Here is a 15,569-nt window from a genome sequence, read left to right as displayed (position 1 = left end):
TGTGAAGCCCTCGTCCCGGGGCCAGGGGCTCTCCCCGGAGGGGCCGGCGGCCCCGGATCCCGGGCCCGCGCCGGGGTCCCGGTCCGGGTCGGGGGCGTCGGGTTCACGATCGGGGTCACGGTCGTCGTCCGGGACCGGTACGGGCCCGGGGCGGTCGTCGTCCGGGACCGGTACGGGGCCGGGGCCCGGGTCCTCGGGGTCCCGCGCGCCGGGGGCGCCCCGGTCCGCGAGGTCCTCGTCGGCCGGGGCCCGATGCGTGAGGTCCTCGTCGGCCAATCCCGGGTCGGTGCGGTCCCGGTCCGCCGGGGCCCGGTCCGTGAGGTCGTCCGCGGGGCTCCGGTCGCGTGCCGCAGGCTCCGGGCCCGGCGACGGGGACCCGGCGGGTTCCGCGATGACCGCGAAACGCGCGCCCTGGTTGTCGTGGAGCACGGCGATCCGGCCGTGGGGGGTGTCGAAGGCCGGTTCGGCGACCCGGCCGCCGAGACGGACGGTGGTCTCGCAGGCCTCGTCGCAGTCGCGGACGGCGAAGTACACGAGGACGTGGCCCGGCATCTCGGCGGGGAAGGCGTCGGTGATGACCGCCCGCCCGCCGAAGGCGGTGTCGTCGCCGGGGCGGGAACCGGGCGGCGACCAGACGCGGTAGTCGAAGCCGGGTTCCTTGCCCTCCTCGGCGGGGTCGGCCTGGCGGCCCAGGTAGCCGAAGACGGTGGCGTAGAAGGTGTCCACGGCCTCGGGGCGCCGGGTGTAGACCTCCATCCAGCAGAAGGTGCCCGGCTCGTTGGTCCGCTCGAAGCCGTCGTCGTCACCGGACTGGCGGATGCCGAAGACCGCGCCGCCGGGGTCGGCGGCGAGGGCGAGAACGCCGAACGGCCCCACGGGATACGGCTCCATGACCATCTGGCCGCCCGCGGACTTGATACGGGCGGAGAGGGCGCCCGCGTCCCGGGTGGCGAGGTAGAGCGTCCAGGTCGTGGGCATCCGGCCGTCCCGCTTGGGGAGCAGCCCGGCGACCCGGCGTCCGTCGAGCAGGGCCTCGTCCCGGTCGGGGTCGAAGGTCCAGCCGAACAGCTCTCGGTAGAACCGTTTGCCCGCCTCGAGGTCGGGAAGCTGCGCGTCCACCCAGCACGGGGTGCCCTCAGGGAATACGGCCATGGCACCACGCTAGGGCGGCGGAGGCGCTCCCGCATGCCCCGGCATGCGAACAAAGAGCCGATTCGCGGCCCTGGAACCCTTGGGGCGCCCGGGTTGTCCACCGAAGTTGTCCACAGGCTGTTCATAAGCCTATTCGGGTACGGGGAGCGGCCCGGGGCCCGTCCCGCCCCCGGCCGGCGAGCCCTCCCCCGGCCCACCCGGCGAGCCGCCTCCGGACCGTCCCGGCGTCCGCCCCGCGCCGCCGCCGAACCTTGCGCGCATCGTCCCGGAGGCCTTCCCGAAGGGCCGGCGACGCCGCCCGCGCCCCTTCCGCGCACCCGTCCCGACCTCCCCGAACACCGTCCGGCGGGGGGTGCACCCCATTTGCAGTCGGCCGAATAGCGCGCCGATGCCCCGTCGGTAAGCTGACGGCATGACAGGACAAGTACGCACCGTCGACGGCCGCGTGGCCGGACGACGCGGTCAGGCGACGCGGCAGAAGCTGCTCGACTGCCTCGGTGAGATGCTCAGCTCCTCTCCCTACCGGGACGTCAAGGTCATCGATGTGGCCCGGAAGGCGGGCACTTCGCCCGCGACGTTCTATCAGTACTTCCCCGACGTCGAGGGCGCGGTCCTCGAGATCGCGGAGGAAATGGCCAAGGAGGGCGCCGGGTTGACCGAGCTGGTCTCCGGCCGCTCCTGGGTCGGCAAGGCCGGCCGGCAGACCGCCGAGGAACTCGTCGACGGATTCCTGGACTTCTGGCGCAGGCACGACGCCATCCTGCGCGTCGTGGACCTCGGGGCCGCCGAGGGCGACAAGCGGTTCTACAAGATCCGCATGAAGGTCCTGAACTCCGTCACCAACTCCCTGACGGACACGGTGAAGGAGCTCCAGAGCAAGGGCAAGGTCGACAAGGAGGTCAGCCCCGCCGCCATGGCCGGCTCCCTGGTGGCGATGCTGGCCGCGGCCGCCGGCCACCAGAAGGGCTTCCAGACCTGGGGCGTCAAGCAGGCCGAACTCAAGCCCACTCTGGCCCTGTTGGTCCACCTCGGGATCACCGGAAAGAAGCCCGCCCGATAGCCGCACCCGCCTCCCCCTGACCCCCGCCTTCCCGTCCCCCCGTCCTGTCGCCGACGCCGGCGGCGGCCCGCCCCGCTCCCCCGCGAGCGCCGCGCCCGCCGCCGGCGTCGCCGTTTCCGGACCTCGCCCTCCGGCCGCCGGCCCGGGCCCGGGCCGACCCCGGGGATACACTGCTCCGCCCCACACGACCGGAGGTCCCCCTGGTGTTCCCCGCACGGATACGGGCCGGTGCCGCGCTGGCTCCGGTGCTCCTCGCCCTGTCCGGCTGCTCCTCCTGGGTCTGCACCGACACGACGGCGCGGCGCGGCGAGGCCGGAGTGAGCGTGCGGGTCGAGAACACGTACGGGCAGCGTTCCGGCGTCACCGCCGCGGTCGTCGACTGGCGCGTGCGGCCCCATCCCCAGGTTCCCTCCCAAGGCGAGCAGGTGCACTTCACCTACCGCTTCGACGGCGCCGACGAGTATTCCGGCTCCGCCGTGGACGCCTGCGCGGTGGACGCGAAGCGCGTGGCGCTCGGGTGCCGGACGGTCCACGCCTCCGCGGCCCGGCACCGGCCGGACGGCGTCCTCACGGGCGACGACTGGCTCACCGTCGAGCACCCGGGGCAGGTGGCCGCGGTGCTGCTGATCCCCAATGACCGCTCCTACGACCCACCGACCTGCGACCGGGACGTCAAGGACGGTGGCGGGACGCATCCTCCGGCGCCGGCCGACACGGGTGACCAGTTGTAGCGGCGACCGCATCGCCCGGGGTCCCGTCCCCTACCGTGGCCCCATGAGCGACTTCCACCACGCCCTGCGCTCGCTGCGCGTCTGGGACACCGTGCTGCCCGTCTTCGATCCGGAGGGGGCGCCGGAGGATCCGGTCGGGCTGTTCCGTGAGTGGTTCACGGCGGCCGTGGACGCCGGGCAGAGCGAGGCGCACACGATGTCGCTCGCCACGGCCGGGAAGGACGGGCGGCCGGACGCGCGGATCGTGATGCTGCACGACGTGGACGAGCGGGGCTGGCACTTCGCCTCGCACGCCGGCAGCGCCAAGGGGCGTCAGCTCGCCGCGCGGCCCGAGGCGGCGCTCTGTTTCTACTGGCCGGTCCAGGGGCGGCAGGTGCGGGTGCGGGGACGGGTCACGACCGGGACGGCCGGGGAGGCGTACGCGGATCTGCACGCCCGGACCACCGGGGCGCTCGCGTCCGCGCTGGTGGGGCGGCAGAGCGAGGTCCTGGACTCGCCCGCGGCGCTGGTGGAGGCGAGTGAGGCGGCCTGGCGGCGGGCGGAGGAGGAGCCCACCGCCCACGCGCCCAGCTGGACCCTGTACGTGGTCGAGCCGGCCGAGGTCGAGTTCTTCCAGGGGGACGAGCGGCGCCGGCACGTCCGCCTGCGCTACCGCCGCGAGCGGGACGGCGGCGGCTGGGCCCGGGAGCTGCTCTGGCCCTGAGCGGGCGGGGCCCGGGGGGCGCACCATGGGAGGTGGAGGTGGGAGAACCATGGCTACCTACATGGACGTGCACCACGGCATGGTGGGCATCACGGCGGACCAGCTGCACGAGGCGCACCAGGCCGATCTGGCCATCGAGAAGGACGAAGGGGTCCACTTCGAGCGGGCCTGGGCGGACCCGTCCTCGGGCACGGTCTACTGCCTGTCGACCGGCCCGTCCGCCGAGGCCGTGCAGCGGGTCCACCAGCGGACCGGTCACGCGGCCGACGAGATCCACGAGGTGTCCCTGACGGTCTGAGAAAGCCGCCCCCGGGGCGTCCTCAGGGGGTGCCCCGGTCCCCGTACATCTCCTCGATCTCCCGCGCGAAGTCCCGCAGCACTGCCCGCCGTTTCAGCTTCAGGGACGGCGTCAGGTGGCCGGAGGCCTCGGAGAACTCGGTCGTGAGGACCCGGAAGGCGCGGATCGACTCGGCCCGCGCGACCAGCCGGTTGGCGTCGTCCACGGCCCGCTGCACCACTCCGAGCAGCTCCTCGTCCCGGGTCAGCTCCCACAGCGCCAGATGGTCCTTGCCCCGCATGCGGCGCCAGTGCGCCAGGGCCTCGTGATCGAGGGTGACGAGGGCGGTGAGGTACGGGCGCCGGTCGCCCAGCACCACGCACTGGGAGACCAGCGGGTGGGCGCGCAGCCAGTCCTCCAGCGGGGCCGGTGCCACGTTCTTGCCCGCCGAGGTGACGAGGAGGTCCTTCTTGCGTCCGGTGATCGTCAGGTAGCCGTCCTCGTCGAGGGAGCCCAGGTCGCCGGTGGGGAACCAGCCGTCGTCGGTGTGCGGTACGGCCGTCCCCCGCAGGGCGTCCCAGTACCCGGCGAAGACGTGGGGCCCCCTGAGCCACACCTCGCCGTCGTCGGCGATCCGCACGGCAGTGCCCGGCAGGGGCAGGCCGACGGTGCCGGTGCGGGGCCGGTCGGGCGGGGTGACGGTGGCGGCGGCCGTGGTCTCCGTGAGGCCGTACCCCTCGAAGACCTCGATGCCCGCGCCGGCGAAGAACTCGGCGAGCCGGTCGCCCAGCGGGGCGCCGCCGCTGATCACGTACCGGACCCGGCCGCCGAGCGCGGCCCTGATGCGGCGGTAGACCAGCGGGTCGTACAGCGCCCGCGCCGCGCGCAGGGTGAGCGGGGGCGTCGTGGCGCGCCCGTAGCGGCGGGCGACGCGGGCGGCCCGGTCGAAGAGGGCGGCCCGGCCGTCGCGTTCGGCGGTGGCGCGGGCGGTGTGGAAGACCTTCTCCAGGACGTAGGGGATGGCGAGGAGGAAGGTGGGGCGGAAGGCGGCGAGGTCGTCGAGGAGTCCACCGCCCTCCACGGAGGGCGCGTGGCCGACGCGGACCCGGGCGCGGACGCAGGCCACGGCCACCATCCGGCCGAAGACGTGGGACAGCGGCAGGAAGAGGAGGGTGGCGGCGGGTTCCTCGCCGCCCGGGACGAAGACGGGGTGGAGGAGCCGGACGGCGTTGTCGACCTCGGCGAAGAAGTTGGCGTGGGTGAGGGCGCAGCCCTTGGGGCGGCCTGTGGTGCCGGAGGTGTAGACGAGGGTGGCGAGGGTCTCGGGGGTGAGGAGGCCGCGCCGGGCGGTGACGGTCTCGTCGGCGACCCGCGCGCCGGCCCGCCGCAGCTGGTCGACGGCGCCCGCGCCGAGGACCCACAGGTGGGCGAGGCCGGGCAGCCGCTGTCGTTCGGCGGTGACCGTGCGGGCCTGCGTCGCGTCCTCGACGACACAGCCGACGGCCCCGGAGTCCTGGAGGATCCAGCGGGTCTGGAAGGCGGAGGAGGTCGGGTACACGGGGACGGTGACCAGTCCGGCGGCCCAGGCGGCGAAGTCGAGGAGGGTCCACTCGTAGGTGGTGCGGGCCATCAGGGCGAGCCGGTCGCCGGGGCGCAGGCCGTGCGCGACGAGGCCCTTGGCGACGGCGTGGACGTCGGCGGCGAAGCGGGCGGCGGTGACGTCGTACCACCGGCCCTCGGGGTCCTTGCGCGAGAAGGCGACGGTCCCGGGGTCCCGGCGGGCGTTGTCGTACGGGAGGTCGGCGAGGGAGCCGCGGCGGACGGGGGGCACGAGGGCGGGGACAGAGACCTCCCGGACCCGGCCGTCGACCAGGGTCCTGCGGGGCTCGACCGGTTCACTCGCGGATGCGGCGGGGGCGACGGACACGTGCGGCTCCTCGGTCTTCGGGGAACTGAGGTGGTGCACTGCGGTCATGCGTCGGTACGGGTGCCGCGGGGACGTGCGGGTCGCCCGGCGTTCCGGGAGGTGCCCGGCGCCCCGTGCGGAGCGGTCGCTCCGGGGGCGGTCGTTCCTGAACGGGAAGCGGCCCCCGCTCGAACTAGCCGGTAACCTTACTGCGCGGTAAGCCTCAACGGCGAGACCAGCGTTCGCCTTTCATGAGGTTCCCCAGCCCCGCCCACGCGAAGTTCATGAGCGTCGCCGCCGCCTCCCGGGCCGTCACGCCCGGCGTCTCGTTGGCCCAGCCGGCGAGTGACTCGGCCGAGCCGACCAGGGCCTGTGCGAGCGCGGCCACGTCCCGCTCGGTGATGTCGGCGCCGTCGCGCGCCTCGCGCGCCGCCTCCCCGATCAGCCCCGCCACGAACGCCGCGATCCCGTCCCGCATCCGGGCCGCCTCGGTGGCGAACGGCTCCCCCTGCGTGCGGGCCTGCCGGCTGAGCACCACCCAGGCGTCCGGATGGTCCGCCGCGTGGGTGAAGAAGGCCAGCAGCCCCGCCCACAGGCGCTCGTCCGGGGGTACGCCCGGGTCGGCGACGGCCCCGGCCACCGCCGCGAGCAGTGCCTCGGCCTCGCGCCGGATGCAGGCGGTGAAGAGGTCCTCCTTGGAGTGGAGGTAGAGGTAGACGAGCGGCTTGGACACCCCGGCCAGCTCGGCGATCTCGTCCATGGACGCCGTCTGGTACCCGTGCCGCGCGAAGCACGTCACGGCCGCGTCCAGCATCTGCCGTTCCCGCACGGCCCGCGGCAGCCTCTTCGTCCCCGCCACGCTCTCCCGCCCCGTTTCCATGATCGTCCGCCGCCCCGCAGAAGCCTACGTGCCCCCTGCCCGGAGCGGGCAGGGGGCACGTGAGGGGGTGCGGTGGAGCGGGACGGATCAGGCCGTGACCGGCACCGACACCTTCCGCTCGGCCTCGCGGACGCCGGCCGGGCCGTCGGCCAGGTCGTCGATCGGGGACGAGGAGGCGTTCTCGTACGCGGTGACGTCGAGGATCTTCTCGCGGGCGGCGACGATCACCGGGACCAGCGCCTGGCCGGCGACGTTGGTGGCGGTGCGGACCATGTCGAGGATCGGGTCGATCGCCATGAGCAGGCCGACGCCCTCCAGCGGGAGGCCCAGGGTGGAGAGGGTCAGCGTCAGCATGACCGTCGCGCCGGTCAGACCGGCGGTGGCCGCCGAACCGATGACGGAGACGAAGGCGATGAGCAGGTAGTCGCCGATGCCGAGCTGGACGCCGAAGATCTGCGCGATGAAGATCGCGGCCAGCGCCGGGTAGATCGCGGCGCAGCCGTCCATCTTGGTGGTGGCGCCGAACGGGACGGCGAAGGAGGCGTACTCCTTCGGGACGCCGAGGCGCTCGGTGACCTTCTGGGTGACCGGCATGGTGCCGACCGAGGAGCGGGAGACGAAGGCCAGCTGGATGGCGGGCCAGGCGCCCTTGAAGAACTGGAGCGGGTTGACCTTGGCGACCGTGGCGAGCAGCAGCGGGTAGACGCCGAAGAGGACCAGGGCGCAGCCGATGTAGATGTCGGCGGTGAAGGTCGCGTACTTGCCGATGAGGTCCCAGCCGTAGTCGGCGATGGCGAAGCCGATGAGGCCGACGGTGCCGATCGGGGCGAGCCGGATGACCCACCACAGGGCCTTCTGCAGCAGTTCCAGGACCGACTCGGAGAGGGTGAGGATCGGCTTGGCCTTCTCGCCCAGCTTGAGGGCGGCGATGCCGGCGACGGCGGCCATGAAGACGATCTGGAGGACGTTCAGCTCGGTGAAGGGCGTGATGACGTCGGTCGGCACGATGCCGGTGAGGAAGTCGATCCAGGAGCCCTCGCGCTTGGGCAGCTTGCCGTCCTGCGGGGTCAGTCCGGTGCCGGCTCCGGGGTTGGTGATCAGGCCGATCGCGAGGCCGATGGCGACCGCGATCAGGGAGGTGATCATGAACCAGAGCAGGGTGCGGGTGGCGAGCCGGGCGGCGTTGTTCACCTTCCGCAGGTTGGTGATCGAGACCAGGATCGCGAAGAAGACGAGCGGCGCGACGGCCAGCTTCAGGAGCTGGACGAAGATGTCGCCGACCTGGCCGAGGGTCTCCTTGAGCCAGGAGACGTCCTGGCTGCGGGCGATCCAGCCGAGCAGGACGCCGAGGACGAGACCGGCGACGATCTGGGCCCAGAAGGGGACCTTGGGTATCCGGGACGAGGGCTTGACCTCGTGCTCGGTCGCGGGCGCGGAGGCGGACGCGGACACAGACACACTCCACAGGTGCGTATCGGGGAAATACGGGACGGGGGGTGCGGCACACTCACGCGTTCTCACGCGGGCCGCTGCATGATGCCGGGTCAGAGCGCGCGGCAACAGACCGCGGACATACAGCGGCACAGATCGACGTGCAGGCGCGCCACGAGCGGAACGCTCACGGCGTGGGAGGGGCGCACTGCTGTCGTCATGCCCCACACGTTAACACTTGAACTTTGAGAACCTCAAAGCCCTGCTTTGAGGCACCGAACGCCCCTCGCCACCTCAGAAACGAAGAAAGCCCCAGGCGGGAGCCCGGAAGGGCGCCACCTGGGGCGGATGATCTGTGAGGAAGCTTACGAGTTCCTTCATACGCCCGTCACGGACGAAGAGGCATGCCCCCTAGAGGGCGTCCTCGCTGGAGCGGTTGGCGTCGAGGCGGCCCTTGGCCCGGTCGACCTTCTCCACGATCTCGGCGCTCATCGCCTCCCGCTGGCCGCGCAGCAGTACGAAACTCAGCGGGGCGGAGACCACGATCGCGAGGACGAGCACCCAGAGCAGGTTGGAGTCGCCCAGGCCGCGAGGCAGCGCGCCCACGTAGACGAGACCCCACAGGGCGAGGAAGCATCCGGCGAAGATGCCGAGGCGCATCAGCGTGTAGCGGAGCATGCCAGCTCACTCTTTCGTTCCGGGATTTCCCTTACGGGACGACTGTCCTCCAGTGAAGCACGGGGCGGCCCCCCGGCCGGGACCGGGGCCTTGAGCCCCCCGACAGGTAATACATAGGATGCCTTTATGACCCTTACGTTTGAGGTGGACCCGTCCGTCGACCCGGCCCTGCGCGACGGCATCCTCGCTCTCTGGACGGACGTCACCAACGCGGGCGGCGCGGTCGGCTTCGTCCCCCCGGTGACGCCGGAGGCGATCCGCCCGTCCCTGCTCAAGCACCTCGCGGCGATGGCCGACGGCGGTACGCGCCTGCTCGTCGGCCGTGACGAGGACGGCCGGGTCGCCGCGACCGCCTTCCTCACCTTCAACACCCACCCACTGATGACCCACTGGATCTGGGTCTACACGCTGATGGTCCACCCGCGGCACCAGGGCAAGGGGTACGGCCTCGACCTGATGGCGGCCGTCGAGCGGACGGTGCGGACCGCCCCGGGCTTCGAGGGGATCGAGGCGGTCCGGCTGGGCTGCCGCGGCGGGCTGGGACTGGAACACTTCTACGCCAAGGCCGGGTACAAGGAGGTCGGGCGCGTCCCCGACGCCATCCGGGTGGCACCCGGCGACGACCGCGACGACATCGTCATGCTGCTGCAACTGCGCTGAGCGCCGGGGGCCGTGCCCGGCCCGACAGGACCGGGCACGGATCGTCGGGTCCGGCCCCGTCCGCCCTTCCTACGGTGGACACATCGGAAGGAAGGACGGACGGTCACGTGCTGGAGCGTTTCAACGCGGCCCTCGACCACATCGAGGAGCACCTCGACGGCGACCTCGCCCCCGCGGACCTCGCCCGGATCGCGGCCACCTCGGAGTACCACTTCCGGCGCCTGTTCTCGGCGCTGGCGGGGATGCCCCTGTCGGAGTACGTCCGGCGCCGGCGGCTCACCCTCGCCGGCGCCGAGGTGCTCGCCGGGGAGCGGACGCTCCTGGAGATCGCGGTCCGGTACGGCTACGGCTCCGGGGAGGCCTTCGCCCGCGCGTTCCGCGCGGTGCACGGCACCGGCCCCGGGGAGGCCCGCCGTACGGGGGCCGCGCTGCGCGCCCAGCCCCGGATGTCCTTCCGCCTCGTCGTCGAAGGGCAGAGCAGCATGAAGTACCGCACCGTCACCCGGGACGCCTTCCGGATCACCGGCAGCAGGGCCCGGGTCCCGATCGTCCACGAGGGCGAGAACCCGGCGATCACCGCTCAGATCCGGGGCCTCGGCCGCCCGGCCCTGGACCGGCTCGCCCGCCTGTCCGCCGGGGAACCGGCCGGGCTCGTCTCCGCCGTCGTCCACCTCACCGGCAGCCGCGAGGAGGGGACCGAGGTCGACCACTGGTACGGCGTGATCACCGGGCCCGCGGCCCCGGAACCGGAGGGCACGCCCGGCGCCGGCCCGTCGTACGACGGGCCCGGCGCCCCCGACCCGTACGAGAGCCTCGACGTGGCGCCCGGGACCTGGGCCGTCTTCGAGGCCGAGGGCCCCCTGCCGCACACCCTCCAGTACCTGTGGCGGGACGTGTTCACCCAGTGGTTCCCGTCCAACCCGTACGCCGGCCGGCCCGGCCCGGAGATCCTCTCGGTGCGGCCCTCGGCGGACGGGGCGACGGCCTCGGCGGAGCTGTGGATCCCGGTGGAGCACATCGCCCCGGGCAGGCCCGGGGCATGAGAGAAGGGCGGAGGGGAATCCCCTCCGCCCTTCCGCGCGCGGACCGGGCCTTCCGGCGGCCGGTGTCAGACCCGCATCGGCTGCGGCGACTCGCGGCGGTCCGGGTCCGGGCCCGAGTACTCGCGGATGATCTCGTAGCGGGTGTTCCGCTCGACCGGCCGGAAGCCCGCGTCACGGATGAGCTCCAGCAGGTCCTCGCGGGTCAGCTTGTTGGGCGTGCCGTAGTTGTCGGCGTCGTGCGTGATCTTGTACTCGACGACCGAGCCGTCCATGTCGTCGGCGCCGTGCTGGAGCGCGAGCTGCGCGGTCTGCACGCCGTGCATCACCCAGAAGACCTTGACGTGCGGCACGTTGTCGAAGAGGAGGCGGGAGACCGCGAAGGTCTTCAGCGCCTCGGCCCCGGTCGCCATCGTGGTGCGCGCCTGGAGACGGTTGCGGACCTTGCCGTCCTTCATGTCCACGAAGTCGTGCTGGTAGCGCAGCGGGATGAAGACCTGGAAGCCGCCGGTCTCGTCCTGGAGCTCCCGCAGGCGCAGCACGTGGTCGACACGGTGGCGCGGCTCCTCGATGTGCCCGTAGAGCATCGTCGCCGGGGTCTTGAGCCCCTTCTCGTGGGCGAGCCGGTGGATCCGGGACCAGTCCTCCCAGTGCGTGCGGTGGTCCACGATGTGCTGGCGGACCTCCCAGTCGAAGATCTCGGCGCCGCCGCCGGTCAGCGACTCCAGACCGGCCTCGATCAGCTCGTCGAGGATCTCGGAGGCGGAGAGCCCGGAGATCGTCTCGAAGTGGTGGATCTCGGTGGCGGTGAAGGCCTTGAGGGAGACGTTCGGCAGCGCCTTCTTCAGCTCGGAGAGCGAGCGCGGGTAGTACCGCCAGGGCAGGTTCGGGTGGAGCCCGTTGACGATGTGCAGCTCGGTGAGGTTCTCGCTCTCCATCGCCTTCGCGAGGCGGACGGCCTCCTCGATGCGCATGGTGTACGCGTCCTTCTCGCCCGGCTTGCGCTGGAAGGAGCAGTAGGCGCAGGAGGCGGTGCACACGTTCGTCATGTTGAGGTGACGGTTGACGTTGAAGTGCACCACGTCGCCGTTCTTGCGCGTCCGGACCTCGTGGGCCAGACCGCCGAGCCAGGCGAGGTCGTCGGAGTCGTAGAGCGCGATGCCGTCCTCGCGGCTCAGCCGCTCACCGGCGAGCACCTTCTGCTCCAGCTCCCGCTTGAGCCCAGCGTCCATCTCCGGCCGCCTCCCATATCTCCGTGAATCAGGCTCCACCCACCGTACTCTCAGCCTTCCTCGGGCAGGTCCCCGACCCGGTTCTCCCACTTCGTGGAGAGCACGATGGTGGTGCGGGTGCGGGAGACGCCCTTGGTGCCGGAGAGGCGGCGGATCGTCTTCTCCAGGCCGTCGACGTCGTTGGCGCGGACCTTGAGCATGAAGGAGTCGTCGCCGGCGATGAACCAGCAGTCCTCGATCTCGGCGAGGTCCTTCAGGCGACGGGCCACGTCCTCGTGGTCGGCGGCGTCGGAGAGCGAGATGCCGATGAGGGCGGTGACGCCGAGGCCGAGCGAGGCGGCGTCGACGGTGGCGCGGTAGCCGGTGATGACGCCGGCCGCCTCCAGGCGGTTGATGCGGTCGGTGACGGAGGGGCCGGAGAGCCCGACGAGCCGGCCGAGCTCGGCGTACGAGGCGCGGCCGTTCTCGCGCAGGGCCTGGATGAGCTGCCTGTCCACGGCGTCCATAGGGAGGAACCTTCCATTGTCCAGCGATACCGCGAGTTTGGGTATAGAATCTAAGGTACACAGGGGTTGGTGCCCTGTGAATCTTTTAGTCGATCTCAGATGATCTTTCAGGAGTGGTGTCCACCGTGTACACGATCGAGATGGCCTACGCCCGCATGCGCGAGCTGCAGGAGATGGCCAACCGCTCGCGTGCCCACCAGCCGTCCGCCGCCTCGAAGCGCGCCGCGAAGAAGCGCGCAGGCGAGAAGCGCTAATCCGACCGGAGGGCTTGTCCGAGCTCTCCCTCCCAGCGGCGGTACAGCCGGTGCGGCACCCCTGCCGCGTCCAGCACCCGCCCGGCGACGAAGTCCACCAGATCCTGGATGTGCGTCGCCCCCGCGTAGAACGCCGGAGAGGCGGGCAGCACCACGGCGCCCGCCTCGTCCAGCGCCACCATGTGCCGCAGCGTCTGTCCGTTCAGCGGGGTCTCCCGCACCGCGACCACCAGCGGCCGCCGCTCCTTCAGCGTCACGCTCGCCACCCGCTGCAGCAGGTCCTTCGAGAGCCCGAGCGCCACGCCCGCCACCGCCGCCGTCGAGGCCGGCACGATCAGCATCCCCCTGGCCGGGTACGACCCCGAGGACGGCCCCGCCGCCAGGTCGCCCGCCGCCCAGTACCGCACGCCCTCCAGCGCGCCGGAGACGTCGAAGGTGTCCGGCTTCCCGTCGGCGCCCCGCGCCAGCCAGGCCGCCAGGTCCTCGCGCCAGTGCGCGTCCCGGAAGGGCAGCCCCGTCTCGTCGAGCAGGGTGAGCCGCGAGGCCCGCGACACCACCAGGTCGACGCTCTCCCCCGCGGCCAGCAGCCCCCGCAGCACCGCGGCGGCGTACGGCGTCCCCGACGCCCCGGAAACCCCCACGATCCACGGAATGCGCTTGCCGTCGTTCATGCCGTCGAGCCTATCCGCCGCCGGCCGGCACTACGGGGTCAGCCCGCGCACCAGCAGGTCCAGCAGCGCGCAGACGAAGAGGGCGATGCCGATGAAGCCGTTCACCGTGAAGAACGCCCGGTTCAGACGCGACAGGTCGTGCGGCTTCACGATCGTGTGCTCGTAGCAGAAGGCCGCCGCGACGATCACGAGGCCGGCCCAGAAGAACCCGCCGGCCTCCGTCGCCAGCGCGTACCAGACGAGCAGTCCGGTGGTGACGAGCGCCGAGGCACGCGCCGCCCGGATCGCCGCCGGCACGCCGAAGCGGGCCGGGACCGAGCCGACGCCCGTCTCCCGGTCGCTCTCCACGTCCTGGCAGGCGTAGATCAGGTCGAAGCCGCCGATCCACACGCCGACCGCGAGCCCGAGGATCACCGCGTCCCAGGACCACGTGCCGGTGATCGCGAGCCAGCCGCCGATCGGCCCCATCGCCTGGGCGAGGCCCAGGATGACCTGCGGGAAGTTCGTGAACCGCTTCCCGTACGGGTAGACCACCATCGGGACCACCGCGACCGGGGCGAGCGCCAGGCAGAGCGGGTTGAGCAGGGCCGCGGTGCCCAGGAAGACGACCAGGGCGATCAGGGCGCCCGTCCACGCCGAGCGCACCGAGACGGCGCCGGTGACCAGCTCCCGGCCCGCCGTGCGCGGATTGCGGGCGTCGATCTCCCGGTCGATGATCCGGTTGACCGCCATCGCGAAGGTCCGCAGCCCCACCATGCACACGGTGACGAGCAGCAGACGGACCCAGTGGACGTTCCGGTCCAGCTGAAACATTGCGGTGAGCGCGGCGATGTAGGCGAAGGGCAGCGCGAACACCGAGTGCTCGATCATCACGAGCCGCAGGAAGGCGCGCGTGCGCCCCGGCCGCGCCTCCGGTACGGCGGCCGTGCTCACAGCCCGTACTCCTTCCAGCGGCGGTCCACCAGGGCCGCGGTCGCCGGGTCGGACTCCACCATGTCCGGCCAGCCGCCGTCCCGGGTGTAGCCCTCCTCGGGCAGCTTCTTCGTCGCGTCGATGCCCGCCTTGCCGCCCCAGAACTGCTGGTAGGAGGCGTGGTCCAGGTGGTCGACCGGTCCCTCGACCACGGTCAGGTCACGGGCGTAGTCGGTGTTGCCGAGGGCCCGCCAGGCCACCTCGTGCAGGTCGTGCACGTCGCAGTCCTTGTCGACCACGACGATCAGCTTGGTCAGCGACATCATGTGCGCGCCCCAGATGGCGTGCATGACCTTCTGCGCGTGCTTCGGGTACTTCTTGTCGATCGAGACGATCGCGCAGTTGTGGAAGCCGCCCGACTCCGGCAGGTGGTAGTCCACGATGTCCGGGACGATGATCTTGAGCAGGGGCAGGAAGAACCGCTCGGTGGCCCGGCCCAGCGGCCCGTCCTCCGTCGGCGGCCGGCCCACCACGATCGACTGGAGCAGCGGGCGCTTCCGCATGGTCACGCAGTCGATCCTCAGGGCCGGGAAGGGCTCCTGCGGCGTGTAGAAACCGGTGTGGTCGCCGAAGGGGCCCTCGGGGAGCATCTCGCCCGGCTCCAGCCACCCCTCGATCACGACCTCCGCGTTCGCCGGGACCTGGAGCGGAACGGTCTTGCAGTCGACCATCTCGATCCGCTTGCCCTGCACGAAGCCGGCGAAGAGGTACTCGTCGATGTCACCGGGCAGCGGGGCCGTGGAGGCGTACGTGACGGCCGGCGGGCAGCCGAAGGCGATCGCGACCGGCAGCCGCTCGCCCCGCTCCGCCGCCACCGCGTAGTGGTTGCGGCTGTCCTTGTGGATCTGCCAGTGCATGCCGATGGTCCGCTTGTCGTGCCGCTGGAGCCGGTAGAGCCCCAGGTTCCGCACGCCGGTCTCCGGGTGCTTGGTGTGGGTGAGTCCCAGGTTGAAGAAGGAGCCGCCGTCCTTGGGCCAGGTGAAGAGGGCCGGCAGCGCGTCCAGGTCGACGTCGTCGCCGGTGAGGACCACCTCCTGCACGGGGGCGTCCTTCACCTTCTTCGGCGGTACGTGGACCATCGACCCCAGCTTGCCGAAGGCCTCGCGGACCCCGACGAAGCCGTGCGGCAGCTCCGGCTTGAGCAGTCCGCCGATCTTCTCGCTGATCTCCTGGTACGACTTCAGGCCGAGCGCCTTGAGCAGCCTACGGTCCGTCCCGAAGACGTTCATCGCCAGCGGCATCGAGGAGCCCTTGACGTTCTCGAAGAGAAGCGCGGGACCCCCCGCCTTGTTCACCCGGTCGACGATCTCCCCGACCTCCAGGTACGGATCGACTTCGGCCTTGATGCGCTTGAGGTCGCCTTCGCGCTCCAGCGCCCTGAGCAGCGAGCGGAGATCGTCGTAAGCCATAGGGGCA

At 72.0% G+C, this 15,569-nt stretch carries 16 protein-coding genes and 1 pseudogene; 7 read left to right on the top strand and 10 right to left on the bottom strand.

Annotated elements, in window-relative coordinates; genetic code table 11:
• Positions 1-381: 381 nt before the first annotated feature.
• A pseudogene (locus ACFY60_RS25075) lies at positions 382-1,152 on the bottom strand (VOC family protein); the annotation flags it as partial.
• A 412-nt stretch (positions 1,153-1,564) separates the two neighbouring features.
• Between ACFY60_RS25075 and ACFY60_RS25070 the strand changes: the two are divergent.
• From ACFY60_RS25070 to ACFY60_RS25055, 4 genes are all read left to right on the top strand, one after another.
• Positions 1,565-2,212 (top strand): TetR family transcriptional regulator, encoded by a 648-nt coding sequence (locus ACFY60_RS25070; RefSeq protein ID WP_388616673.1) that lies wholly within the window; start codon positions 1,565-1,567, stop codon positions 2,210-2,212.
• A gap of 203 nt (positions 2,213-2,415) precedes the next feature.
• On the top strand, positions 2,416-2,943 hold the full coding sequence (locus ACFY60_RS25065; protein WP_388616676.1) for a hypothetical protein: 528 nt from the start codon (positions 2,416-2,418) through the stop codon (positions 2,941-2,943).
• Positions 2,944-2,986: 43 nt separating this feature from the next.
• Positions 2,987-3,646, top strand: coding sequence for a pyridoxal 5'-phosphate synthase (locus ACFY60_RS25060; protein ID WP_388616678.1), 660 nt, complete (start codon positions 2,987-2,989; stop codon positions 3,644-3,646).
• A gap of 49 nt (positions 3,647-3,695) precedes the next feature.
• Positions 3,696-3,944 carry an SCO4226 family nickel-binding protein gene (locus ACFY60_RS25055; RefSeq protein ID WP_309053127.1) on the top strand — a complete coding sequence of 83 codons (249 nt, stop codon included), beginning with the start codon at positions 3,696-3,698 and terminating at the stop codon, positions 3,942-3,944.
• Positions 3,945-3,966: 22 nt separating this feature from the next.
• On the opposite strand, the gene ACFY60_RS25050 is transcribed toward ACFY60_RS25055, so the two are convergent.
• The 4 genes from ACFY60_RS25050 to ACFY60_RS25035 form a co-directional block, all read right to left on the bottom strand.
• Positions 3,967-5,898 carry an AMP-dependent synthetase/ligase gene (locus ACFY60_RS25050; protein WP_388616681.1) on the bottom strand — a complete coding sequence of 644 codons (1,932 nt, stop codon included), beginning with the start codon at positions 5,896-5,898 and terminating at the stop codon, positions 3,967-3,969.
• Positions 5,899-6,052: 154 nt separating this feature from the next.
• Positions 6,053-6,670 carry a TetR/AcrR family transcriptional regulator gene (locus ACFY60_RS25045; RefSeq protein ID WP_388616822.1) on the bottom strand — a complete coding sequence of 206 codons (618 nt, stop codon included), beginning with the start codon at positions 6,668-6,670 and terminating at the stop codon, positions 6,053-6,055.
• Between the two features lie 126 nt (positions 6,671-6,796).
• Complete coding sequence (locus ACFY60_RS25040; protein WP_388616684.1) at positions 6,797-8,161, bottom strand: dicarboxylate/amino acid:cation symporter; 1,365 nt, start codon at positions 8,159-8,161, stop codon at positions 6,797-6,799.
• 390 nt (positions 8,162-8,551) lie between these two features.
• The gene (locus ACFY60_RS25035) at positions 8,552-8,818 is read right to left on the bottom strand and encodes a DUF4229 domain-containing protein (RefSeq protein WP_309053130.1); all 267 of its coding nucleotides are present in this window, start codon (positions 8,816-8,818) and stop codon (positions 8,552-8,554) included.
• 126 nt (positions 8,819-8,944) lie between these two features.
• Between ACFY60_RS25035 and ACFY60_RS25030 the strand changes: the two genes are divergently transcribed.
• Positions 8,945-9,478 (top strand): GNAT family N-acetyltransferase, encoded by a 534-nt coding sequence (locus ACFY60_RS25030; RefSeq protein ID WP_388616687.1) that lies wholly within the window; start codon positions 8,945-8,947, stop codon positions 9,476-9,478.
• A 107-nt stretch (positions 9,479-9,585) separates the two neighbouring features.
• Entirely contained in the window at positions 9,586-10,521 is a 936-nt protein-coding gene (locus ACFY60_RS25025; protein WP_388616690.1) for a helix-turn-helix domain-containing protein, read from the top strand.
• 65 nt (positions 10,522-10,586) lie between these two features.
• Here ACFY60_RS25025 and mqnE read toward each other — a convergent pair whose 3' ends face one another.
• Positions 10,587-11,750, bottom strand: a complete 1,164-nt coding sequence (mqnE, locus tag ACFY60_RS25020) for an aminofutalosine synthase MqnE (RefSeq protein ID WP_388616693.1) — start codon at positions 11,748-11,750, stop codon at positions 10,587-10,589.
• 50 nt (positions 11,751-11,800) lie between these two features.
• Positions 11,801-12,256, bottom strand: coding sequence for an Lrp/AsnC family transcriptional regulator (locus ACFY60_RS25015; protein WP_031013392.1), 456 nt, complete (start codon positions 12,254-12,256; stop codon positions 11,801-11,803).
• A 113-nt stretch (positions 12,257-12,369) separates the two neighbouring features.
• Between ACFY60_RS25015 and ACFY60_RS25010 the strand changes: the two genes are divergently transcribed.
• Positions 12,370-12,510, top strand: a complete 141-nt coding sequence (locus ACFY60_RS25010; protein ID WP_388616825.1) for a hypothetical protein — start codon at positions 12,370-12,372, stop codon at positions 12,508-12,510.
• Here the strand turns inward: ACFY60_RS25010 and ACFY60_RS25005 are convergent.
• The 3 genes from ACFY60_RS25005 to ACFY60_RS24995 are packed head-to-tail and all read right to left on the bottom strand — an operon-like array spanning position 12,507 to position 15,562.
• Positions 12,507-13,181, bottom strand: a complete 675-nt coding sequence (locus ACFY60_RS25005; RefSeq protein WP_388616696.1) for a UbiX family flavin prenyltransferase — start codon at positions 13,179-13,181, stop codon at positions 12,507-12,509. The genes ACFY60_RS25010 and ACFY60_RS25005 overlap by 4 nt on opposite strands.
• Positions 13,182-13,211: 30 nt before the next feature.
• Positions 13,212-14,114, bottom strand: a complete 903-nt coding sequence (gene mqnP / locus ACFY60_RS25000) for a menaquinone biosynthesis prenyltransferase MqnP (RefSeq protein WP_388616698.1) — start codon at positions 14,112-14,114, stop codon at positions 13,212-13,214.
• A complete protein-coding gene (locus ACFY60_RS24995) occupies positions 14,111-15,562 on the bottom strand; it encodes a menaquinone biosynthesis decarboxylase (RefSeq protein WP_388616701.1) in 1,452 nt (483 codons plus the stop codon). The genes mqnP and ACFY60_RS24995 overlap by 4 nt, the downstream gene beginning before the upstream one ends.
• Between the last annotated feature and the right edge of the window lie 7 nt (positions 15,563-15,569).

Origin of the sequence: Streptomyces sp. NPDC012827 (assembly GCF_042900905.1) — a bacterium.
GTDB classification, from domain to species: Bacteria; Actinomycetota; Actinomycetes; order Streptomycetales; family Streptomycetaceae; genus Streptomyces; species Streptomyces gulbargensis.
The sequence above is the reverse complement of the archived record's forward strand: the minus strand, read 5'-3'. Positions and strand labels throughout refer to the sequence as shown.

Excerpts from the sequence above, each read along its gene's own strand:
- ACFY60_RS25070 (WP_388616673.1), top strand. The coding sequence starts at position 1,565 with ATGACAGGACAAGTACGCACCGTCGACGGCCGCGTGGCCGGACGACGC.
- ACFY60_RS25060 (WP_388616678.1), top strand. The coding sequence starts at position 2,987 with ATGAGCGACTTCCACCACGCCCTGCGCTCGCTGCGCGTCTGGGACACC.
- ACFY60_RS25055 (WP_309053127.1), top strand. The coding sequence starts at position 3,696 with ATGGCTACCTACATGGACGTGCACCACGGCATGGTGGGCATCACGGCG.
- ACFY60_RS25050 (WP_388616681.1), bottom strand. The coding sequence starts at position 5,898 with ATGACCGCAGTGCACCACCTCAGTTCCCCGAAGACCGAGGAGCCGCAC.
- ACFY60_RS25035 (WP_309053130.1), bottom strand. The coding sequence starts at position 8,818 with ATGCTCCGCTACACGCTGATGCGCCTCGGCATCTTCGCCGGATGCTTC.
- ACFY60_RS25030 (WP_388616687.1), top strand. The coding sequence starts at position 8,945 with ATGACCCTTACGTTTGAGGTGGACCCGTCCGTCGACCCGGCCCTGCGC.
- mqnE (WP_388616693.1), bottom strand. The coding sequence starts at position 11,750 with ATGGACGCTGGGCTCAAGCGGGAGCTGGAGCAGAAGGTGCTCGCCGGT.
- ACFY60_RS25015 (WP_031013392.1), bottom strand. The coding sequence starts at position 12,256 with ATGGACGCCGTGGACAGGCAGCTCATCCAGGCCCTGCGCGAGAACGGC.
- ACFY60_RS25005 (WP_388616696.1), bottom strand. The coding sequence starts at position 13,181 with ATGAACGACGGCAAGCGCATTCCGTGGATCGTGGGGGTTTCCGGGGCG.
- ACFY60_RS24995 (WP_388616701.1), bottom strand. The coding sequence starts at position 15,562 with ATGGCTTACGACGATCTCCGCTCGCTGCTCAGGGCGCTGGAGCGCGAA.